A 22,892-nucleotide genomic window follows, 5' to 3' on the forward strand; every position below is an offset into this window, starting at 1 on the left:
TACTAAGTAAAAGTTCTGAACAGTTCAATAATGATGAATATATAATATTCTTAGAATAATCTCATTTCCCCAGTATTATCATACTATTACACTTTGCCACAGCACTCTCTCGATGTGCAATAATTACCATCGTTTTTTCCCCACTTAGCCCCTGAATAGCCTCATTTACTGCTTGCTCAGTTTCTGTATCTAAAGCACTGGTTGCTTCATCCATAAACAACACTTGAGGGTCTTTATATAAAGCCCGAGCAATACCTATACGTTGACGCTGCCCACCAGAAAGCATAACCCCACGCTCACCTACAAAAGTATCATAACCATCTTTTAAATTATGCACGATAAAATCATGAATTTGTGCAGCCTTTGCTGCTTTTACTACAGCATCTAGGTCAATACTATCTTTTGGGGTACCAAACGCAATATTTTGCGCAACTGTATCATCTGCTAAATAAATAAACTGAGGAATATAACCCACCAAATTTTGCCACAAATGAACATTTTTTTTATTGATCACCTCACCATCGACCAACAATGCACCGTGTTGTGGTTGCAACAACCCCAACATTATATCCATTAATGTGCTTTTGCCGGCCCCACTCTTTCCAATAATTCCAATACTACTCTTATAAGGAATAACAAGATTAAATTGTTCTAATACATTTTTTTCGGGATAAGTCGGGTAAGCATAACTTACTTGTCGTAATTCAATTTGGTGCCTAAATTTTAATTGCGAATAATCCTGTTTTTGGTTTACTTGAGTGGGTAAATATAAATCATTCAAAACTTTATTCGCTGATTCCAATGAAAAACGCATACTAGATACAGCACGATAAATATTTTGTGCTGCAGGCAACATACGGTAAGCAGCAAAACCAAATAAACCTAGAGATGGCAATATTGTCGAAATATTTTGATTATTTAAAACCAGACTAACTGCCAATCCAATAATTGCACAATACCCAATTGCTTCTACCATTAATAGTGGAACATTTCCTATTGTCTGATTTGCAGCAAGATGGCGTGCAAAAATTCGAGATTGTTCTTGAAAGTGCTTTAAATAACCCTGATCCGCTTGATTAATTTTTACATCCTTAATTCCACCCAGTACTTCATTACATGCTTTGAAACGTTCACTATTTGAATGATGAAATTCATGTCCAATTCGGCTTAAAAATTTTCTGACACCTAAATAAATTACAACATATACCATAAAAAACAAAATAGCTACCGTAATTGCCATATAAGGGTTGTGCAAAAATATCAAAACAATCATTGCAACAATAACCAAACCATAAGAAATAATGGTCATAATAGGTTGAATAATATTATCTACAAGTTGATCAATTTGAGAAAGGATATTTTTTGTTAATTCTGAGCTATTTTTTTGTATAAAAAATTCATAATCTTGTTTCAAATATATCGACAATAATCGTGTTGAAAGATAGTGGCGTTGCAAACTAATAAAACGACTTGTTCCATAGCTATGAATAATTTTAAATAAAGCAGAAGTTAAAATTAATATCATAGAAAATATGCCCAATTTAATAACAAAATTAACATAAGAACTTGAATTCAATATTTGATAAAAATAGTGAATTCTCGGATCACTTTGAATAATATCTGGACTTGAAAGAACAGCTAAAAATGGCACAATAGAAATTACACCCAACATTTCTAAAAAAGCCATTAATATTGTTAAGATCAAAACTATTATAAATTTTCTTCGTTCTAAGGGCGTCAAACTCCCCCATAAACGTAAAATAATATTTTGCATATATGATTATTCACTATCTTTATACATCAGACTCGTAATCTGCTCAGAGATCAGTCCCATTAAGAAAATCATAATACTGCCCGTATACAACAAAGCACTCATATTTGTAAAACGCTGATATTCATATAAAGTATATCCATACCAACCTGATCCTAAAGCAAAAAGTAATACAGCAAATGGTAAAAACATTTTTAAAGGTGAATATAACGTCGCAATTTTAAAGATAATTAGAAAAAATCGAACACTGTCTTTTATAGGATGAATATGACTCTTTCCAATTCGCTTTGCAGCATGTATCGGTACGTATGTCACAGAATACCCAGCTCTAAAAAATGCCATAGTACTCGTTGTAGGGTATGAGAAGCCATTTGGCAATAAATAGATAAACTCCTTAAATTTCTCTGCACGTACTGCCCTAAATCCTGAAGTTAAATCTTCGACCTGATGTTCAGACATGTATGAGGCTAGATTATTATAAAGTTTATTTGCTATACCACGCCCCACACTGGCTTGTGATCCTTTCTGACGGGCACCTACAACAAGGTCATACCCTTGTTCAATTTTTTCAATGAGTTTAAGAATATCATTGGCATCATGCTGACCATCAGCATCCATAAATACAATGACATCACCTATTGCATTTCTCGCACCAGTTTTTATAGCAGCACCATTCCCTTTGGAATAAGGATGGTTAATTACTTTAGCACCTGCTTGTTCTGCAATCTGTGCAGTATCATCAGTTGAACCATCATTGACCACAATAATTTCATCAACTCTATTAAGTTGCTTAATTGCCTTAACTGTCTGCAGAATAGCCCCCGCTTCGTTTTTGGCTGGTAGAACCACTGTAATTTTATTCATGACTCTTATCCACAATTTTTAAAGACTCATCTGTTTGTTTAATAGAGTTTTTTAAACTACTAAGACTAACTATCCAAGATTTCTTGGCAGCATTCGTAGGCGCATAAGATAGTGATTCATCTATCCATCTCATTGCAGCCTGATTCTCATGCATCTGAAATAGTTTTAAGGCAATTATCTGCGCAATGGAAAGACTTGGATAGTCATAAAATGCTTTCTTAGCAAAATCAATATATAACTGCTGATTACCAGAATATTGATAATTTAGTGCAATTTCATAGTTTATATGATGTCTGATTTTTGGGTTTTTTTGCACTCGTGGTAGTGTCAACAATTTATATAAAAAATTCTGATAATCACCAAGTGTAACTCCTGTACAGCGCCCTTCTCGAATTAATCCTCCAAGAGAAGCAAGGCCTGTAGTTAATTCCAAAGGCGCTTTAACTTTTGAAGAATGATTAATTAAGCCATAAAAATATACTTTTAGATTCTTTGGATTATGTGCACTAGTTGAGCACATTTGTATCATGCTTCCCATCCCAACACTAATATGTTCAGGATGCTTCTGATAAAATTCATTTAAAATTTTAATAGATGCATCTTCAAAACCATATAAGCGATATTGCCATGATAAGGTCTGAATTGCTCGCGCAGACTCAGGATGTCGCATAGCCCATAATTCAGCAGCCTCTAATGGTTGCCCCCAAATGGATGTTACTTGCTGAGTTGAATAAATCTGAATAACACTATAAATAAGGACAAAAAACCAAACAATAAACTTAGATGTTACAACATATAAACTTTCAGCAATCAAAACAGCTATTAAAAGTGAAATCCCAAGTATTGCAACATAATTCCTATGTTCAAAGTATAACTCTAGTGGAATAAATGTAGATTCTATTAAATGAGCTGCTAAAAAAAATAAAATAGAAAATGTTAAAAATTTCACCCAAACAGTCTTAGGTTTTTTTATAAATAAATATACTACCGATATAATAATTAAAACCCAGAAACTTAGGGCTAGCCATGTTTGGTACATTGACCAATCATATATCTTATAATCATCATGGAATGGTCCAAAATCAATTGCTCTAGGTATAACAATCTGTTTAATATAATCAAATAATATAATTAATTCTGTTGCTAATCTTTCTGATAAATCAAACTCTCTATAATAATTAAAATTATTTGTAATACCCTTCCATGTTACAAGCCCATAAAGTAACAAGAAAAGAGGAACAATTATTAATGACAATTTAGACCAAAAAAACCATAATTTTTTATATACTGGCGTAGCTAAGCCTTTTAATAAAAGAATCTCGCACAACCCAATATAAAGGATGGTTAAAACCCCATTTTCTTTAGAATATAGACTTAATAATACACCTAATGATACAAATAGACTCATAGTGACAAGTTGCCACAAACTGCTCTTACCAGCATATTTGATACGCCACCATATATAATAGGCTAAAGTTATAAGACTAAAAAAGGCAGAAACGAGCGTCATCCGTTGTACAGGCATGAGTATTGAACTCACCTGCATTGGTGAAAAACACCAAAAAAAAGTCGCAAAACAAGCCATCCACCATGCATTATTTTGGAATTTATCTTGAATGCTAAAAAGCTTATAGGCGATAAAAAAAACCAAGAGACTATTTAATACGTGCCAGAATAGTGAAACTTGCACAAATCCCCATGGATTATTGGGCCAATCATTCACATTTGGAATAAAACTCAATAAAGAAATTGGCCGACCTGTAGGCCCTGCACCACCGCCAAATACAAAATTGATGATGCCTTGATAACTATCAGCAGTTGCCAAACCTTTTAAATTGGCAAAATCATCAAATTGCCAAGTTAATCCCTTTGCTTGAGCATAAATAAAATATAAACAGAGAGTTATGACCAATAAGAATACACAGCATAGTTGTATTTTTTGTGCTTTTTTAACCTGCATGTTTAAATCATCATCCCCAATAAGTACATGTTATGTAAAAAATCCAGCATAAAGCTGGATTTTTTAAATCTTTGATTAATTAACGGAACGCTTTAGGTGCCCATTTGTCATCAAAGTTACATGAACCAGCCCAAACCACACTGCCGCCAGCATCACGTGGCGTAACTGTACAGGTTTTACCAGTAATTTTCGAGTTCACATTATTACCATAAGTTGCAGTAATAGCCCCACCTGTTCCTACTTTAACTTGAGTTACATAAGTTCCTACAATAGAAGTTTCCACTGGTACACCAGCAGACTCATTACTAGTAGGGAAACGACCTTTGTCTGCCCAGAAGTCAGCTACACCTGATTTAGCGCCAGCCATTAAGTTAACACCCTCACCAACTTGCGTACGGATTACATAGTCTTGATACGCAGGAATCGCGATCGCAGCAAGAATACCAATAATCGCAACAACGATCATTAATTCGATAAGGGTGAAACCCTTTTGAACTGATTTCATAACATTCTCCACAAATGTTTTGTTAATTTCTTATAAGCTTTTAAGGCTACTTTGTAATTAGCATGTATTATGCCAACTTTTATTATATTTATTTTCAAATAAAAAACAGCACTTTATTTCACTATTTAAAAAATTATTTTTTGTGCTTTGTTTTTTTATGTGACAAAGTGACAAAGAATGTCAACTTTATCACATTTTAGTTCAGCATGATTGGGGCGTTCTCAAGTTCATCGTTTTGGTCCTGTATTTTGTTGGCATAAAACCGATCCAAAATTACGCCAATTTGAATTACACCATCAAGCAAAGCCTGTCGATACTGCTGTTGTGCCATTTTCGCAATAATGGACTGACAAACCTCATCCCATACCAGCTGTGTCGTGGCTTGTTGTATGCCACGATCTATAACAATTTCAACCTTACGCTCACACAAATTAAGGTATAACAAAATCCCACTGTTAAACTCAGTATCCCACACCCCAAGCTCAGCAAAAAGCTGTTTGGCACGTCCACGTGTGTCTAGATAATAAGCCTCTCGAGCAGGCATGTGTCCTTCGATCACCACTTGGATCTCCCCAACATGGCCCTGTTCAGCATTTACCACGGCTTGTGCAATTGCATGTTGATCTTGCTGATTAAAAAAACGTTTACTCGCAGGCATATGCAATAAATGCTTTAACCACCGTTTAAAACTAGGTTGTATTGCTTCATCTAACTTTGGTTCAGTGACGATTTCCGTCGTTTCCGTTGTTGTTACCATGACCCTGATGCTCCTCCACCGCCGAAGCCGCCGCCCCCGCCACTATATCCACCTCCGCCAAAACCACCGCCACCACGACCTCCACGCCCACCTCCACCGCCAGAGGAGAGAAAAAGCTGAAAAATTGTTTGGGCTAAGGTGGTGATGAGTAGAAAGAAAATCCCTCCCCCAATCAGTAAGCTGGTGATTAAGCCTGCTCCATTCACCAAACCTGCAACTATTCCTGCAACTGCAGCAGTTGACGCACTTAAACGCTTCCCCACCACCAAAGATCCAATGGCCCCTGCAATGAGAATAAATAAAGCAGTACTCAACGTTTTACTTTTGGCTTCTTGTTCCCGATTGGCTTGGTCTTGACGTTGTTGTAGCTCTTGCGCTGCTTGAGCCGCAACTTCAGGGTCAAGATTTAAAATACGTTCAATTTCAGTCAGTCCTGCGTTAATCCCTTGGGCATACTGACCTTGTTTAAAATAGGGGGTGATTTGTTGGTTAATAATACGGTTCGCAATAATGTCAGGAATGACCCCTTCCAAGCCATAGCCTGTAAGAATCTGAATGCGCCGATCATTAATAGCAATTGCAATCAATAAACCATTGTCCTGCTTGGCCGAACCAAGTTGCCATTGATCTGCAATACGCATGGCAAAACTGAAAATATCCTCTTGCCCTGTGCTCGGAACTATCACTACGCCTATTTGTGCCTTTCCTGTATCATGTAAAGCACGAATTTTTTGACCAATCGCTTGTTGTTCTTCAACACTGAGGACGTGAGCTTGGTCGATTACTGGCGCATTTAAAGTCGGTAAGGCCCGTATCGACTCGCCCTCTGCCATATCATTCGCAACAGGCGGTTGAGGTTGAGATACAGCATCAGCGCTTTTAGAAGTCACGTTATTGGAGGTCTCTGCTTGCTGATCTTGAATCATCTTTCCAGCGATGACTGTTTCAGTCGCACTATCTGTTGCAGTCGCAACCTCCGCCCACGTTAATGAACTTAGACACAACAGTCCTGATGAAATGAATGCAACCATCCATTGATACGGAAACCGTTTCCCCTGTTGTGCTCCCTTCATTCATTCACCCTCTATTCATAACGACAAGAAACCCGACTTAGTTAAATGATACCGTTGGTGCTTTTTGTGCACTTTGCTCCGCACTAAAGTTCGGTTTGGTGTCCATACCAATCACCTTGGCGGTCATGACTTGTGGGAACTGGCGTGAATAGGAGTTAAAGTCTTGCACCGTAGTAATATAGCGATTACGCGCGACAGCAATACGGTTTTCGGTACCTTCGAGTTGAACCTGTAAATCACGGAATTGCTCATTGGCTTTTAAGTCAGGATAGTTTTCTGAGACTGCAATTAAACGCGACAATGCGCCTGTCATTTGCGCCTGCGCTTCTTGATATTTTTGGAATAATGCAGGGTCTTCTAATACCTCTTTATCGACTTTTAAACCCGCGACATTGGCACGAGCCTGTGTGACTTCGGTTAGGACTTGTTCTTCATGTTTGGCATAACCCTTTACCACATTCACCAAGTTCGGCACCAAATCTGCACGGCGTTGATATTGGTTTTGTACTTCTGACCATGCTGCTGTAACTGCCTCATCTTTGACCTGCAAGGTATTATAACCACAGCCCGATAGGGTTAAGGTGCTCGCAAGGGCAACAACGACAGCAGTTTTTTTCATAAAATTCATTCAGCTATCCTCTTTCTTTTGTATTTATTGCAATAACCTGATTGTAAACACATTTGAATATCCTTTTGTTGCATTTAGTTAAAGCTTTTAAAAATGAAAAACCGAGTGATCTTGACTCGGTTTTGATTATTCGTTTTTTATGCTTAAACTAAGCAACCGTGTGCAATTCCTGCTGAAAACCTTCTAGTTGATAGTCTTCTGCCAAACGGGTTTTCCAGTATTTCAACAGTTCGGCGTAATCAATCTCTGAGGGATGAAAGTTGCTTTTGTAATAGGACAAATATTCAGGCAGCAATTGCACAAACATCTTGGCCAGTAAATACAATCCAAAGAGATTCCCACCCAATTTAGGTACACTCTTTTTAAGGTCTTGTAAAAATAAACGGCTGGCTGAATAAAAAGTTAAACTGGCGAAACCTGTCGTTACACTGCGCATAATTAAACGACGAATTTTGTCATCACCATAGATATCCTGATAAACATCAAACGCCACCGAGCGATGCTCAATTTCTTCAATAGCATGCCAGACCCAAAGTTTAACGGCATCATCATCCAAGGTACTCAATACCTCAGGATGCCTTAAAATATAGCCACCTAGCAATGCCGTAAAATGCTCAAAAGCGCAGGTGATTGCGAGCTGAATTTTAGGATGCAGGTTTTTCACATAATCATCTTTACGCGCCAACCACGCCTGAAAACGATCGAGATTATAATCATCCCGTCGCCAAGCAGCGTTAAATGCCGTATGTGCTTGAGAATGCATCGCCTCTTGACCAATAAATGCCGCAATCTGCGCTTGCAGATTTTCATCCTTCACTTGATCACGGACATTGCGCACACTATGCACAAAGAACTGCTCACCTATGGGAAAGGTCGAAGACAATGCTGTCAACAAATGCGACATGACTGGTGAATTGGCAAAATAATGTCGGCGAATGGCTTTGGGGTTGAATTGCAAACGTCGAATTGTAATACCCTGAGCTTTTGGACGATGTTGATATAATTTTTCTGTCGTCACTTGAGTCATGTCTCTTTCCTAACATTTAACCGAGCGATCTTCAGTATCTGAATTTATCAATGCGACACATATGGCAAAAATGCTTAGTACATTTGCAAATTCATCCATTTTTATCGGACTCTCCACCAGATCTTTTTCGATTTATCCCGAACCACCTCATTCATATCATATCAGGCAACTAGTAATAATAAAAAAACCCGCCGTAGCGGGTTTTTATGTTGAACGATTTAGATTAAACGTCTAAATAATCCAAAATACCTTCAGCCGCTTGACGACCTTCCCAAATCGCTGTGACAACAAGGTCTGAACCGCGAACCATATCACCACCTGCAAATATTTTCGGGTTTGAGGTTTGGAATTTATAGGTTTGCTGTTCAGCCGCAACTACACGACCCGAACCATCAAGGTTAATATTCACATTTGTAAACCAATCCGCAGGGCTGGTACGGAAACCAAATGCCAATAAAACTGCATCTGCAGGTAAAATTTCTTCTGAACCTGGAATTGGTTCTGGGCTGCGACGACCACGGCTATCAGGCTCGCCAAGTTGAGTCGTAACCACCTTAACACCTGTAACTTTACCGTTTTCGCCTACAACCTCAATCGGCTGGCGGTTAAACAAGAAGTTCACACCTTCTTCTTTGGCATTTTGCACTTCACGACGTGAACCTGGCATGTTTTCTTCATCACGACGGTATGCACAGCTCACCACTTCTGCACCCTGACGGATCGAAGTACGGTTACAGTCCATTGCAGTGTCACCACCACCAAGAACAATCACCTTTTTACCTTCAACACTGATGTACTCGCTTGGGTCTTTTTCCCAACCTTGAGTACGGTTGACATTGGCAATCAAGAAATCGAGTGCATCATAAACACCTTCAAGGTCCTCACCTGCGAAGCCACCTTTCATGTAGGTATAAGTACCCATACCCATGAACACCGCATCATATTCTGCAAGCAGTTGATCAATAGTGACATCTGTACCAATTTCAGTATTTAAGCGGAATTCCACGCCCATGCCTGTGAAAATTTCACGGCGACGCTTCATTACATCTTTTTCCATTTTAAATTCTGGAATACCAAAGGTTAATAGACCACCAATTTCAGGACGTTTGTCGAATACAACAGGTTTCACCCCGTTACGCACCAAAATATCAGCACAGCCTAGACCTGCGGGGCCCGCGCCAATGATCGCGACTTTTTTATCAGTCCACTTTACATTTGACATATCTGGACGCCAGCCGAGTGCAAAAGCGGTGTCATTGATGTATTTTTCAGCATTACCAATCGTTACTGCACCAAAACCATCATTTAAGGTACAAGCCCCTTCACATAAACGGTCTTGCGGGCATACGCGACCACACACTTCTGGTAACGTGTTGGTTTGGTGACACAATTCTGCAGCTTGGAAAATACGACCTTCAGCAATTAACTTTAACCAGTTTGGAATGTAGTTATGTACTGGGCATTTCCATTCACAATACGGGTTACCACACCCTAAACAACGGTGGGTTTGGTTTGCTGCCACTTCCGCTGTAAAAGGTTTATAAATTTCCACAAACTCTGCTTTGCGGACCTGAATCTCTTTTTTCTCTGGATCTTGGCGTGCTACATCCAGAAATTGAAAGTCATTGTTTAGGCGCTCTGCCATGTCTCTCTCCGTGGGTAGGTGCAGCCCGTTTATCTCTCGTCTGCACCTGCCTATGTATCAGCAGTAGTGGAATTATTGTGGATCAGCTTGAGTCGTTTTCAACAACGTCTGTAAGTTGGCAGCTTTTGGTTTCACCAACCAGAATTTACGACTGTAGAAATCAAACTCGTTACGGATCTTGTACGCCCAAGCACTACCAGTCTCAGCAATGTGTTCATCTAAGATACGGCTTAAGAACTCTTTATGTTCTTCCATCGACTCAGTCGAGATACGATTCAGCTCAATCAGCTCGTGGTTGTAATGATCAACGAAGTCATTATCAAGGTCAAGAACGTAAGCAAAACCACCTGTCATCCCTGCACCGAAGTTGTGACCTACTTTACCAAGTACAGTCACGATACCACCTGTCATATATTCACAGCAGTGATCGCCCGCACCTTCAATCACAGCAAAGGCACCTGAGTTACGCACTGCGAAACGTTCACCTGCCGTACCCGCCGCGAACAACTTACCACCCGTTGCACCATACAAACAGGTATTACCAATGATTGCTGTTTCTTGGGTTTGGAAAGGTGAACCTTTTGGTGGGAAAATCGACACACGACCACCCGCCATGCCTTTGCCCACGTAGTCGTTCGCATCACCCTCTAAACGAATGTGCAAACCACCCGCATTCCAAACGCCAAGAGATTGGCCCGCAGTACCCACTAAATTCAGCTTAACAGGATGTGCTTCCATGCTGAGGTTGCCATAACGACGCGCAATCTCACCTGAAATACGTGCTCCAATTGAACGATCACAGTTACCAATGCTGAAATGATATTCACCTGTGGTTCCTGCTTCAATGGCTGGCAACATTTCAGCAATCATTTGCTCAGCCAGTAAACCTTTGTCAAACGGTGCATTACCTTCAACTTCACAGTACTGAGCCTTACCTTGTGCAGAAGGATGTGACTCCAGTAATGCGCTCAAATCAAGGTGTGCATGCTTTTCAGTTTCACCTGGAAGCATTTCAAGCAAATCTGTACGACCAATCAAGTCTTTTAAGCTCGAAACACCCAACGCTGCCAACCACTCACGTGTTTCTTCAGCAATAAACGTGAAGAAATTAATGAGCATTTGTGGCTCACCAATATAATGTTCTTGGCGTAAATGATCTTGTTGAGTTGCAACACCTGTTGCACAGTTATTCAGGTGACAAATACGCAGATATTTACAACCTAAAGCAATCATTGGCGTTGAACCAAAACCAAAGCTTTCTGCACCTAAAATAGCTGCTTTCACCACATCTAGACCGGTTTTCAAACCACCATCAGTTTGAACACGGACTTTACCACGTAGGTCATTGACACGAAGTGCTTGATGCGCTTCAGAAAGCCCCAACTCCCAAGGAGAACCCGCATGGTGAATTGAAGACAATGGCGATGCTGCTGTACCACCGTCATAACCTGAAATAGTAATGAAGTCGGCATAAGCTTTTGCCACACCTGCCGCAATAGTACCCACACCCGGCTCAGATACTAATTTCACTGAGACCATCGCTTGAGGATTGACTTGTTTTAAGTCAAAGATCAATTGCGACAAATCTTCAATTGAATAAATATCATGGTGCGGCGGAGGAGAAATTAAGGTCACACCCGGTACCGAATAACGTAAACGTGCAATTAAGCCATTCACTTTACCCCCTGGCAATTGACCACCTTCACCCGGTTTCGCCCCTTGCGCTACTTTAATCTGCAAGACTTCAGCAGAGGTTAAATACGCAGGCGTTACACCAAAACGACCTGAAGCAATCTGTTTGATTTTCGAGTTACGAATGGTGCCATAACGCGCTGGATCTTCACCGCCCTCACCAGAGTTTGAACGACCACCAATAGTATTCATCGCTATCGCTATCGCTTCGTGTGCTTCTGGAGACAATGCCCCCAAAGACATGCCAGCAGAGTCAAAGCGCGGTAAAATCGCTTCTACAGACTCGACTTGATCTAGAGCAATCGAGTTGTCTGTTTTTAACTTTAACAAATCGCGAATTGTCGCCACTGGGCGGTTATTCACCAATTCAGCATATTCTTTAAAATCTGCATATTGACCAGAACGCACTGATTTATGCAAAGCATTGATCACATCTGGGTTGAATGCATGGTATTCCTTGTCAAAGACAAATTTCAGCAAACCACCTTGATCAATTGGTTTACGTGTTTTCCATGCAGTTTCAGCCAATTTCTTCTGATCATTTTCCAGATCAACAAAGGTTGCACCTTTGATACGGCTCGGTACACCAGTGAAGCATTTTGAAACCACTTCTTCAGACAGACCCACCGCTTCAAATAGTTGACCACCACGGTAAGAGGCAACCGTAGAAATCCCCATTTTTGAAAGCACTTTTAACAAGCCCTTTTCAATGCCTTTACGGAAATTCACTTGTGCTTGGATTGGGTCACCCAATAGCTCACCTTTTGCAACCAAGTCATTGATCACATCATAAGCAAGGTAAGGATAAATTGCTGTCGCACCAAAGCCTAGAATAACCGCAAATTGATGCGGATCACGTGCCAATGCTGTTTCAACAATAATATTGGCATCCGTACGCAAACCGACATTAATTAAGTAGTGATGCACAGCACCTGTTGCCATTAACGCATTTGCAGGTAAGAAACCTTGGCGGATTTTCTTGTCAGACAACACCAATAAGGTTTTACCGTCACGAATTGCCTGTGCTGCTTCTTCACAGATACGCGCAATCGCTGCTTCTAGACCTTCAGATTCAGCATAATTTAAATCAATATCTGCAATTTCATAGCCTGTACGACCTAACGTACGGATTTGATGCATTTTCGAATTTGACAACACTGGACTTGAAATAATCAAACGATCTGCATGCTCAGGACCTTGTTCAAAGACGTTCTGTTCACGCCCCAAACAAGTTTCCAATGACATCACAATTGATTCACGCAATGGGTCGATTGGTGGGTTGGTGACCTGAGCAAACTGTTGACGGAAGTAGTCCGACACATGACGTACTTGGCGAGACAAAACTGCCATTGGCGTATCATCACCCATTGAACCCACTGCTTCCTGACCGCTTTCAGCGATTGGACGAAGCAATTGGTCACGCTCTTCAAAGGTCACCATAAACATTTTTTGTGATGCTTTCAGGTCATCACCTTTTAAGCCTTGATCACATAAATATTCTTCTAGCTCTGGACTACCTTGTACACGAACTGAGTTTTCACGTAACCATTCACGATATGGACGCATTTTTTTCAAATGCGTGCTGACATCTTTAGTATCGAGCATTTTACCTGTGAAGGTATCAATCACTAAGATTTGACCTGGACCAACACGCCCCTTAGAAATCACATCTTCAGGCTCGTAACCCCATACACCAATTTCAGATGCCAGTGTGATGTAACCATTTTTGGTAATCACCCAACGTGCTGGGCGTAAACCATTACGGTCCAACATACAAATTGCATGACGGCCATCTTGAATCACGAGACCAGCAGGACCATCCCACGCTTCCATGTGCTTCGAGTTAAACTCATAAAATGCACGTAAATCGGCATCTAAAGTTTCAACGTTCTGCCATGCTGGCGGAACCAACATACGCAATGCACGGAACAAGTCCATACCGCCACCTACAAGAATTTCAAGCATGTTATCTAAGCTTGAAGAATCTGAACCAGTACGGTTCACAATTGGGTTGAGTTCAGTTAAACCTGGCAATAATGGGTTTTCAAACTTCGGCGTACGCGCCATCGCCCAGTTACGGTTCGCAGTAATGGTATTAATTTCACCATTATGCGCCAGATAACGGAATGGCTGAGCCAGAGGCCAACGCGGTAAAGTATTGGTCGAGAAACGTTGGTGGAACACCACAATATGCGACTCAAGACGTGGATCTGCCAAATCTGTATAGAAGTCAGCAATCGCTTCAGGCATCATCAAGCCTTTATAGCTAATCACTGTTGAACATAATGTAGTCACATAAAATGATGAGTCATTGCTGAGCTGCTGTTCTGCACGGCGACGTGCCAAGAAGAGTTTACGGTTAAACTCAACTTCAGAGACACCCATTGGGCAGTTCACAATAATTTGTTCAAATGCAGGAAGTGACTGCATCGCAATCGAACCCAAAGCATCGTTATTGGTCGGGACTACACGCCACGCCAAGACTCGACAGCCTTCAGATTCAATTTCTTTATTTAGAATTTGTTTCGCATGTGCTGCAATTGCTGGATCGAGGCTTAAAAACACCGTACCGACAGCAAAAACTTCACTGAGTGTAATATCACTGAGTTTTTTCGCTTCTTCGCGGAAAAACTGTTTTGGCATTGCTAAGAGTAAACCGCAACCATCCCCTGTCTTACCATCTGCAGCAATACCACCACGGTGGGTCATACAGCTCAGACTATGCATAGCAGTCTTCACAAGGTCATGGCTTGCATCACCCTGCATATGGGCAATTAAACCAAAACCACAGTTATCTTTAAACTCATCCGGTTGGTATAAACCTTGAGCGGGAGCTACAGTATTAGGCGATGGCATGTGCATAGCGTACCCTTCTTTCTACAGGCCCTGTCGGGCGTCTAACAATCTAATTACTTCTTGCCGATTCGTTCAATTGACTCATATTCAGATTCTGATTGAAGTACAGCATTTTTTCCTCATACCCAAGATAGACTGATTTTCATCTTTATGCATGTCTTAATTGAAAAAATGTATGCAACAGTCACGCACTTTTTTAAGGCGCTTGATCGCTACTATTTCGCTCATAAATCGAATCTTTTTTGCGCCAAAACAGTGACATCAACTCAATTCATGCACCATTAAAGCAAATTTTATGCCAATAATTTAATACAAGCATTAAACACCTTAGTTTTCTTAGGTTTATGTTTTTTACTGTAAATTAAGCTCAAGATTTGGCTAATTAATCGCACCAAATTAATGCAATATAAGGGTTGCGAAACTTTTTTGCTCCATAATGACCCAATTTTAATTAAATGGATCGGTCACTTCTGGCTCAATTGTTTTATTTTGCGACGCACCATCCACCGCACTTTGCGACTTCTGCACATCAACCACATTGCCTTCTGCATCTCGACGAGTAACCGTCGTTGTGGTGGTAGACTGGTTATTTTGCGTAGCAACACGTGCTGCCTGTTGACGTGCTGCTATGGTTGCTTCATCAATTACAGGTACAGCGGCTGGTTTCAATTGTACTGCATAGAGTTTATTACTCAATCCAAGCTCATCAGCCCCCATGTCATTGACATACTCTGCATAGCTTTCAATTTTTTCGACTTTGGGTTGTACCGATTTTGGTAAAATTAGCTTTAATTCGCTCAGCGCATTTTTCGCTTCGCTCACATTTTTATAAACCCCATAGAGCAGAACATATTGTTCGATCTGGTTTTCACCCGTCAACCTTAAGTAACTAAAAGCTTGACGATCAGATTGCCTTTGCAAAAAACGCTTAATAATCGCTTCTTCTGATACTCGAAACAGTTCAATTGTGCTGTTCTTTTTATTTTCCTGAATGAATTTGCTGCCACGAAATTCAGCCTCATGTTGTGCAACTACGGCTACACGGGTAGTCATATCCAAAGGCTTTACTTCATCAATGAATGAGCCTAAATGTGCAGTTGTCGCAACTTTCTCTGGTTGAATTTGCAGCTCAACTTCTGATTCGGCTTTCCTCTCCACCTCAACCACAGTTTTTTGATCTGTGATTGCCCAAAAAACCAAAGCGCCAAACAAGCACGCTCCTCCGAATGCAAGCCAAATATAATTTTGCTTTGTCTGCCACTTGGTTCGAAGGGTTGTTGCCATAGTAAGGTTATGCCTGTTCTTGGTTGGCTAAAATTGCCTGTTTCATCAATTCTACATCAAACGCTCTCGTAATGATGGCCTGTCCAACAGCTTGCATCAAGACTAAGCGAAGTTGCCCATTAAGTACTTTTTTGTCATGTGCCATATATGCCAAGAAGTCATCAAGGGGAATCTGCGGACATACTATCGGTAAATTTGCACGTTGAATGATATTTTTTGTACGTAGTACATCTTCGGCACTGATCCAACCCATACGCTGAGAGAGATCCGCCGCCATCACCATACCTGTCGCAACCGCCTCACCATGTAACCATTCACCATAGCCCAGATAAGATTCAATCGCATGACCAAAGGTGTGCCCTAGGTTCAATAAAGCTCTTTCGCCTTGCTCTTTTTCATCATTTGCAACGATACGGGCTTTATGTGCGCAAGAACGATACACAGCTTCTGCCAGTGCAGCTTCATCGCCCTGCACCAACGCATCCATATGCTGTTCTAGCCAGATGAGAAAATCAGCATCCCCTAAAAGCGCATACTTAATGACTTCAGCCAAACCCGCAGATAGCTCACGTGGTGGTAATGTTTTAAGCTGAGACATATCTGCCAAAACCACTTGGGGCTGTTGGAAAGCCCCAATCATGTTTTTACCGAGTGGATGATTAATCCCTGTTTTTCCACCTACACTGGAATCGACTTGCGAAAGAAGTGTGGTTGGCACCTGAATAAAGTAAACTCCGCGCTGAAAACATGCCGACGCAAAACCAGCCATATCTCCGATCACACCGCCACCCAAAGCTAAAACCGTACAATCGCGATTAAAGCCCGACTCTAGTAATGCATCAAAAATCAGGTTCAAGTGCTCAATGTTCTTATATTTTTCACCATCAGGCAAAATACAGGTTGCTACTGTTTTTCCCAACGCTTCAATCGCTGTAACATAACGGTCTAAATATAACGGCGCAACAGTCTCATTACTCACAATCATCACTTGTCGACCGTGAATATAAGGCTCAAGCAAGGCTTTCGGATCTAGATCACTACCAATAAAAATCGGATAACGGCGTTCGCCAAGTTCAACATATAAGGTTTGCATGGATCAAATCACTTCAAAACTGAATCAAAATTACTTTACAAGAATCAAGCTTAAAATACGCTGCGCAAGATCACGAGCAGCCCCTTGATTAGTCTCTATAATATAGTGTGCAACTTCACGGTATAAAGGATCACGAACGTTCAACAAGTCACGTAACTTTTGTTCTGGATTCTCCACTTGAAGCAGTGGGCGATTTTTATCACGATAGGTTCGCTGCAGTTGAATTTCTACAGGAGTATAAAGATAAACAACAATACCACGTTGTTTTAAAAATGCGCGATTGGAAGCCTGAGTTACTGCCCCACCCCCTGTGGCCAAGACCAAATTAGGTCGAGACGTTAACTCATCTATAACAACTGTTTCACGACTACGAAAACCCAGTTCACCTTCTTTTTCAAAGATCCATGGAATCGTTGCCCCTGTTTTGCGTTCAATCTCATGATCACTATCAAGAAACTCTCGCCCTAACAGTTCAGCTAAATGTCGTCCTACAGTTGTTTTTCCTGCCCCCATAGGCCCTACCAAATAAATATTTGGTAGGGTTTCAAACTCTTTGCTTGGCAAGGAGTCACCTTTTAGATTTGTTCAAATTGAAAATATATTAATGATTTCTTGAAACAGTGTCATTAACAATTCGTGGTGTCACAAAAATCAATAGCTCAGTTTGTATCGTGGTTTTAGTACTACTCTTGAATAAATTACCCACTACTGGTAAATCCCCAAAGAATGGCACTTTTTGATAGTCACTACGCTTTGTGTCATCAAAAATACCACCAAGCACCACAGTTTCGCCATCATCCACAAGTACGTTAGTTTGCAATTCACTGGTGTCAATTGCAAGACCGTCGTTGGTAATATCACCAACCGAGTCTTTTTCCACCATAAGCGCCATTTGTACTCTACCATCAGGGGTAATACTTGGCGTAACTTCTAATTTTAAATTAGCCGCACGAAATTCTGTTTTTAAACCCTCTGTCGCACTCCACGTTTGATATGGGATTTCTGTACCCCTTAAAATATAGGCTTTTTGTTTATCCCCTGTCAGTACTTTCGGCGCAGACAAAACCTCACCATGACCATCCGCCTGTAGTGCCGTTAATTCGAGATTCAACATATAATCAGAAATTTTTAATAGGCCAAAGCTAAAAGTTCCAGCTGTTGATGTCGTTAAATCCACACCCAAATCAAAACTTGGCTGATAGTCCCCGCCCCAAGTTGTAGTACCAAGCTTATCTGCACTCCACTTAATCCCCAACTGACGAGAAAAATCTGTAGTCGCAGTCACAATACGGGCTTCCACCATCACCTGCTTTACCGCCACATCAAGCAAATCAATCATACGGCGAATTTTATCAATATTCTGTTGCGTATCATTGATAATTAAAGTATTGGTACGAGAATCAGAAACAGCACTACCACGAGCACTTAGCAGACTTTCCAACGCCAAAGAATCTGTGCCCGCCGTACGGTTTGCTACGCTTCCTTTGCCATCACGAGAATCTTCTAACAGTTTCAACACATCTGCTGCTTTTGCATAGCTTAGTTGAATATAATCTGTTTGAATCGGTGCAAGTTTAAGGTTCTGTGCAATGGCTTTCGCTTCATCTTCCTCAGATTTAATCAATTCGGCTACAGGCGCAATCCAAATTACATTACCATTACGTCGCTTATCCAAATTCTTGGTTTTCATAATGATATCAAGTGCCTGATCCCAAGGTACATCCTTCAGGCGTAGGGTAATATTGCCTTGTACCGTATCCGAAGCCACCATATTAATACTTGTAAAATCAGCCAATAGCTGTAACACACGTCGCACTTCGATATCTTGAAAATCTAAAGAAATCTTTTTGCCAGTATATGCCCCAGGTGCTTTAGGCTTCAGAGGGTTCTTATCTTCAGGACGCTTCAAACTAATCGTAAGCTTATCTTCCGCTTGATAAGCCATATATTCAAAACTGCCATTAGATTGAATCGTAATCAATCCATTTGAACCATCATTTTGAGCATCAATCGTTGAGACAGGCGTTGCAAAATCGTTCACATTCAAACGACGTGATAAATGCGCAGGAATTTTATTCCCCAAAACACGCACCACAATTTTACTGCCTTGTTGCTTCACATCGACAGGAGTGTTATTACCTTTTAAATCAATAACAACTTGACCTTCACCGTCTGAACCGCGTTGGAAGCCAATATTTGAAATCCCTTGTTCATAACGTGGTGCTGCTATAGGCGTTGCGGTAGTCGGATTTGCCGAATTAATCTTTAAAATAAAAGTATTACCTTCAACTCGTGTCGTAAATGCACCCGCATCTGCCAAATTCACTGTTAAACGCGAACGCTGCGCATCTGAAGTTACATCTACTGAACTTGCCTCAGTCGTTGCAACTGCAATGCTGCCTTGCTTCAAATTTTGTTGTGCTTTATCAAAGTCTAATACCAGTCGAGATGGCTGCTCTAGTTGATATGCTTGTGGTTGGGGTGGCAACCCGTTAAACATGACACGAATTTCTGTTCCTTGTCCTGGAATTTGCATCGGGACAATATTGGTAATACTCACTTGCGCATTTGCAACCTGCATCACCGCTATTGCAATTGCACCCATTGAAAACTGACGGAACATATGGTTCATCGTATTGCCATCCCCAAATATAGAATCTCTAACACTATTTTTCATTTTTATTCCTTTTCCTTTTTTAAGGCGCTGGCCCAATTAACACTAGGCTTCTTGGGCGCTCGACATAGCCCTCACGCCCATCTGGAATAATTTCAACCAAATCAATCTGCGTTGCGGTGATATTGATCACGCGACCATGATTCATCCCCAAGTAACTTCCCCGTTGCACGCGCTCAATTTCCCCATCTGGTGTTTGAATCAGCGCCAAAATTTGTCCATTTTGACCACGCATACTGCCTTTCATATTAAGCGTTTCAATCGCATAACTTTCTAAAGGCTGCGGTTGGCGAGACAAATTCGGATAAACACGTTTCCCAGCCATAATTCGCAATTCAGCTGCCAAAGAACTTGGCATAAAGGGGCTCTTTAATTGGTGCGCAGCATAACTGAATGTTGGCACTGGGGGAAAGCTTGGTGCAGGATCAATTGCTAAAGGAGGTTGATTGCGAATTTCTGCCATTTGCATATTGACTGCATCAATGCGTGAATCACAGCCCACAACGAATAACCCAATACAGAGACTTAGGAAAAGTTTTTGATATTTCATTTTTTAGCCTCCCCTGCATCGGCTTTCGTCGTATTTTCTGCGTCTGTAGTCGCTGTCGCTCCTACATAACGATAGGTTTTAGCTTTCACACTATATGAAATTTGTGGAATATCCGTTTTTTTATCATTAGCACTTGATGCCGAGATATCAAAATCATGCAAAGTTACAATACGAGGCAAAGCAGCAATCCCACTAACAAATGAACCAAAGGAATGATAATCACCCGTCGCTTCAATTGAGATTGGTTGTTCAATAAAGAATTCTTGGCGTATTTCTGGCTCTAAACGAATATTTTTAAATTTAAGACCTGAATTCACGCCGCTGACGTTAATGTCTTCAACCAAGCCTGGAATTTCGGTTTCTTTCGGCAGTTGTAATAATTGCTGTTCAAAATTTGCTTGCATTTCCTGAAGCTGCGCTTGGTATTGTTGCAAATTACGCAGTTTTGAGTCCTTTTCGCGAAACTCATTCAGTAAATTTTGCTCTTGTGCCCGGGCATTAGATATTGCATCTAGTTTAGGCTTGATCACAACAAAATAACCTAAAGCACAAATCAGTAAAATGATAAAGAGCCAGCAGGTCAACTTAACCGAAAAAGGCCAGCTTCCATAATTATTCGGATCCAGCGTATTGAACTGCTGAAAAAATTTATCAACAGTCATCTTTTTCTTTGGTGCAGCATGATTTTCTAGTGTTAATTCGTCAAATTCATCGCGACTCATTGTGCTGCCCCCGCTGTTGAATTATTCACTGCATTTGCTTGTTCTGGCGCAGCTGCATCAGATGCAACTGGCTGAGCAATTTCATCCAAATCAGCCGTAACCACAAATGTGCCATATCCCTCTTCCACTCGTGGCACAATTGAACTTGGTGCCTTATCTTTATTTTCTTCTACAGCCAAGAACGAATTCATAAATGCATTTCGATACCAAGCAGACGCCTCTAAGTTACGTAAGAACTCAGCCACCGTATTTGGGCTCTCGGCCTTGCCTTCAATAGTAAACTTATCCCCAGAACGCACAAATTTAGTAATATACATATTACTTGGGGTGACACGTACCATTTCATCGACTAAGCGAACTGCTACAGGGCGTTGCCCTTGTAAACCTTGAATCAACTTCATTCGCTCTACAATTGCATTACGCTGTTCTTGTAGACCTTCCAATGACTTTAATTGCACATCTAAGTTTTGATTAGTACTCATCACCAACTGATTGGCTTGCTCTTGGTCTTCAAGTTTTTGACCATAATAAAACCAAGCTAAGGCAACAGCTAAAACCCCAACAAATGCGGCCCCAATACAGTAAGCAATAAATTCTTTTTTTCGTTTCTCTCTTAACGCATCACGCCAAGGGAGTAAATTTATTTTTGCCATTAATCAAAACTCCTCAATGCCAATCCACATGCCACCATGAGTGATGAAGCATCATTTTCAATTTTTTTAATGTCGATTTGTGGAGAAAAGCCCATCTGTAAAAATGGGTTGGCAATGGTGACCCGATAACCTAATTTTTGTTGTAATAATTTCGCCAGTCCTGGGATATTGGCATTCCCCCCTGCCAATAAAATATGGTCGATCTCATTGAATTGAGAAGATGAAAAGAAGAACTGTAAAGAACGTGCAGCTTGCTGTACCACAGCCTCAAGAAAAGGCTCAAGTACTTCAATGTCATAATCATCAGGTAATGTACGACTTTTTTTGGCACGCCCAGCTTCTTCAAAAGACAAACCATAACGGTTTTGAATTTCTTGGGTCAATTGTTTCCCCCCGAAGACCTGCTCACGCGTATAAATCACTTTATTGTTTTGCATGACAGAGAGTGTGGTCATGGTGTGACCAATATCTAAAATACCAACTGTATTCACACCCATCGGTAGAGTGTCAGAAAAGACCTTAAATGCATTTTCTATGGCAAAACTTTCAACATCGGCAATCTTCGGTGTCAAACCCGCAAGCTCTAATGCTTCAGCACGTGCTTCAACATTCTCAATGCGTGTTGCAACAAGGAGTACATTGACACGATTGGGATTGGCCAAACGGTCTGGAAGGACTTCAAAGTCCAAACTCGCTTCATCTAATGGGAATGGAATATATTGCTCAGCATCATCACGAATCTGAATTTCACGTTCGTCATCGTTCATATCGGCATCCATTTCAATGATTTTAGTAATCACCATGGAGGTCGGAACAGCCAACGCGACATCAGTGGATTGGACATTGGCCAAATTTACCGCACGCTCAAGGGCATCACCAACTGCTTCTGGATTCAATATATTTTTTTCGACCACACTTCCTTCTGGTAAAGGGACAAGCGCATAGCTCTCCACCCAATACCGATTGTTTTTAACAGAAAGTTCCAAAACCTTAACAGAAGTCGAACTAATATCTACTCCTATTAACCCCTTACTTGGCTTACGATATAACCTGAGCACAATATCATTCCTATTATTTTTTTATCCCCAAAAAAAGTAACTCACTAATTAGTCTACGTCTATATTTTTATACGGATACA

18 protein-coding genes are annotated in these 22,892 nt (G+C 40.7%); all 18 read right to left on the bottom strand.

Annotated elements, in window-relative coordinates; all coding sequences use genetic code 11:
- Positions 1 to 61 precede the first annotated feature (61 nt).
- Positions 62 to 1,774: an ABC transporter ATP-binding protein gene (locus tag ACE01U_RS02880; protein ID WP_395578662.1), complete on the bottom strand. Its 1,713-nt coding sequence runs from the start codon at positions 1,772 to 1,774 to the stop codon at positions 62 to 64.
- 6 nt (positions 1,775 to 1,780) lie between these two features.
- Positions 1,781 to 2,635: a glycosyltransferase family 2 protein gene (locus ACE01U_RS02885; RefSeq protein ID WP_395578663.1), complete on the bottom strand. Its 855-nt coding sequence runs from the start codon at positions 2,633 to 2,635 to the stop codon at positions 1,781 to 1,783.
- The gene (locus tag ACE01U_RS02890; RefSeq protein WP_395578664.1) at positions 2,628 to 4,595 is read right to left on the bottom strand and encodes a hypothetical protein; all 1,968 of its coding nucleotides are present in this window, start codon (positions 4,593 to 4,595) and stop codon (positions 2,628 to 2,630) included. Before ACE01U_RS02890 ends, ACE01U_RS02885 begins: the two co-directional genes overlap by 8 nt.
- A gap of 79 nt (positions 4,596 to 4,674) precedes the next feature.
- Positions 4,675 to 5,100 (bottom strand): pilin, encoded by a 426-nt coding sequence (locus ACE01U_RS02895; protein WP_395578665.1) that lies wholly within the window; start codon positions 5,098 to 5,100, stop codon positions 4,675 to 4,677.
- Between the two features lie 196 nt (positions 5,101 to 5,296).
- On the bottom strand, positions 5,297 to 5,857 hold the full coding sequence (locus tag ACE01U_RS02900) for a TPM domain-containing protein (protein ID WP_395578666.1): 561 nt from the start codon (positions 5,855 to 5,857) through the stop codon (positions 5,297 to 5,299).
- Entirely contained in the window at positions 5,851 to 6,930 is a 1,080-nt protein-coding gene (locus ACE01U_RS02905; RefSeq protein ID WP_395578667.1) for a TPM domain-containing protein, read from the bottom strand. The genes ACE01U_RS02900 and ACE01U_RS02905 overlap by 7 nt, the downstream gene beginning before the upstream one ends.
- Before the next feature lie 37 nt (positions 6,931 to 6,967).
- Entirely contained in the window at positions 6,968 to 7,558 is a 591-nt protein-coding gene (locus ACE01U_RS02910) for a LemA family protein (RefSeq protein WP_058870410.1), read from the bottom strand.
- A gap of 148 nt (positions 7,559 to 7,706) precedes the next feature.
- Positions 7,707 to 8,585: a metal-dependent hydrolase gene (locus tag ACE01U_RS02915; RefSeq protein ID WP_395578668.1), complete on the bottom strand. Its 879-nt coding sequence runs from the start codon at positions 8,583 to 8,585 to the stop codon at positions 7,707 to 7,709.
- A 223-nt stretch (positions 8,586 to 8,808) separates the two neighbouring features.
- Positions 8,809 to 10,230, bottom strand: coding sequence for an FAD-dependent oxidoreductase (locus ACE01U_RS02920; RefSeq protein WP_395578669.1), 1,422 nt, complete (start codon positions 10,228 to 10,230; stop codon positions 8,809 to 8,811).
- Between the two features lie 72 nt (positions 10,231 to 10,302).
- The gene (gene gltB / locus ACE01U_RS02925) at positions 10,303 to 14,778 is read right to left on the bottom strand and encodes a glutamate synthase large subunit (protein ID WP_171264439.1); all 4,476 of its coding nucleotides are present in this window, start codon (positions 14,776 to 14,778) and stop codon (positions 10,303 to 10,305) included.
- A 447-nt stretch (positions 14,779 to 15,225) separates the two neighbouring features.
- Complete coding sequence (locus tag ACE01U_RS02930; protein ID WP_395578670.1) at positions 15,226 to 16,062, bottom strand: hypothetical protein; 837 nt, start codon at positions 16,060 to 16,062, stop codon at positions 15,226 to 15,228.
- Positions 16,063 to 16,069: 7 nt separating this feature from the next.
- Entirely contained in the window at positions 16,070 to 17,155 is a 1,086-nt protein-coding gene (aroB, locus tag ACE01U_RS02935) for a 3-dehydroquinate synthase (protein ID WP_086209041.1), read from the bottom strand.
- A gap of 30 nt (positions 17,156 to 17,185) precedes the next feature.
- Positions 17,186 to 17,719, bottom strand: a complete 534-nt coding sequence (gene aroK, locus ACE01U_RS02940) for a shikimate kinase AroK (protein WP_086209042.1) — start codon at positions 17,717 to 17,719, stop codon at positions 17,186 to 17,188.
- 37 nt (positions 17,720 to 17,756) lie between these two features.
- Positions 17,757 to 19,832: a type IV pilus secretin PilQ gene (locus tag ACE01U_RS02945; RefSeq protein WP_291374970.1), complete on the bottom strand. Its 2,076-nt coding sequence runs from the start codon at positions 19,830 to 19,832 to the stop codon at positions 17,757 to 17,759.
- A 19-nt stretch (positions 19,833 to 19,851) separates the two neighbouring features.
- Positions 19,852 to 20,379 carry a pilus assembly protein PilP gene (locus ACE01U_RS02950; RefSeq protein WP_110974174.1) on the bottom strand — a complete coding sequence of 176 codons (528 nt, stop codon included), beginning with the start codon at positions 20,377 to 20,379 and terminating at the stop codon, positions 19,852 to 19,854.
- Entirely contained in the window at positions 20,376 to 21,101 is a 726-nt protein-coding gene (locus tag ACE01U_RS02955) for a type IV pilus inner membrane component PilO (protein ID WP_110974175.1), read from the bottom strand. Before ACE01U_RS02955 ends, ACE01U_RS02950 begins: the two co-directional genes overlap by 4 nt.
- Complete coding sequence (locus ACE01U_RS02960) at positions 21,098 to 21,754, bottom strand: PilN domain-containing protein (protein WP_110974176.1); 657 nt, start codon at positions 21,752 to 21,754, stop codon at positions 21,098 to 21,100. The genes ACE01U_RS02955 and ACE01U_RS02960 overlap by 4 nt, the downstream gene beginning before the upstream one ends.
- Positions 21,754 to 22,812: a pilus assembly protein PilM gene (locus ACE01U_RS02965; protein WP_110974177.1), complete on the bottom strand. Its 1,059-nt coding sequence runs from the start codon at positions 22,810 to 22,812 to the stop codon at positions 21,754 to 21,756. The genes ACE01U_RS02960 and ACE01U_RS02965 overlap by 1 nt, the downstream gene beginning before the upstream one ends.
- Between the last annotated feature and the right edge of the window lie 80 nt (positions 22,813 to 22,892).

Origin of the sequence: Acinetobacter halobius (assembly GCF_044130335.1) — a bacterium.
GTDB lineage: Bacteria > Pseudomonadota > Gammaproteobacteria > Pseudomonadales > Moraxellaceae > Acinetobacter.

Coding starts and splice junctions, on each gene's coding strand:
- ACE01U_RS02900 (WP_395578666.1), bottom strand. CDS start 5,857: ATGGTAACAACAACGGAAACGACGGAAATCGTCACTGAACCAAAGTTA.
- ACE01U_RS02880 (WP_395578662.1), bottom strand. CDS start 1,774: ATGCAAAATATTATTTTACGTTTATGGGGGAGTTTGACGCCCTTAGAA.
- ACE01U_RS02955 (WP_110974175.1), bottom strand. CDS start 21,101: ATGAGTCGCGATGAATTTGACGAATTAACACTAGAAAATCATGCTGCA.
- ACE01U_RS02905 (WP_395578667.1), bottom strand. CDS start 6,930: ATGAAGGGAGCACAACAGGGGAAACGGTTTCCGTATCAATGGATGGTT.
- ACE01U_RS02920 (WP_395578669.1), bottom strand. CDS start 10,230: ATGGCAGAGCGCCTAAACAATGACTTTCAATTTCTGGATGTAGCACGC.
- aroB (WP_086209041.1), bottom strand. CDS start 17,155: ATGCAAACCTTATATGTTGAACTTGGCGAACGCCGTTATCCGATTTTT.
- ACE01U_RS02915 (WP_395578668.1), bottom strand. CDS start 8,585: ATGACTCAAGTGACGACAGAAAAATTATATCAACATCGTCCAAAAGCT.
- ACE01U_RS02950 (WP_110974174.1), bottom strand. CDS start 20,379: ATGAAATATCAAAAACTTTTCCTAAGTCTCTGTATTGGGTTATTCGTT.
- ACE01U_RS02945 (WP_291374970.1), bottom strand. CDS start 19,832: ATGAAAAATAGTGTTAGAGATTCTATATTTGGGGATGGCAATACGATG.
- ACE01U_RS02910 (WP_058870410.1), bottom strand. CDS start 7,558: ATGAATTTTATGAAAAAAACTGCTGTCGTTGTTGCCCTTGCGAGCACC.
- gltB (WP_171264439.1), bottom strand. CDS start 14,778: ATGCCATCGCCTAATACTGTAGCTCCCGCTCAAGGTTTATACCAACCG.
- ACE01U_RS02890 (WP_395578664.1), bottom strand. CDS start 4,595: ATGCAGGTTAAAAAAGCACAAAAAATACAACTATGCTGTGTATTCTTA.
- ACE01U_RS02930 (WP_395578670.1), bottom strand. CDS start 16,062: ATGGCAACAACCCTTCGAACCAAGTGGCAGACAAAGCAAAATTATATT.
- ACE01U_RS02960 (WP_110974176.1), bottom strand. CDS start 21,754: ATGGCAAAAATAAATTTACTCCCTTGGCGTGATGCGTTAAGAGAGAAA.
- ACE01U_RS02895 (WP_395578665.1), bottom strand. CDS start 5,100: ATGAAATCAGTTCAAAAGGGTTTCACCCTTATCGAATTAATGATCGTT.
- ACE01U_RS02885 (WP_395578663.1), bottom strand. CDS start 2,635: ATGAATAAAATTACAGTGGTTCTACCAGCCAAAAACGAAGCGGGGGCT.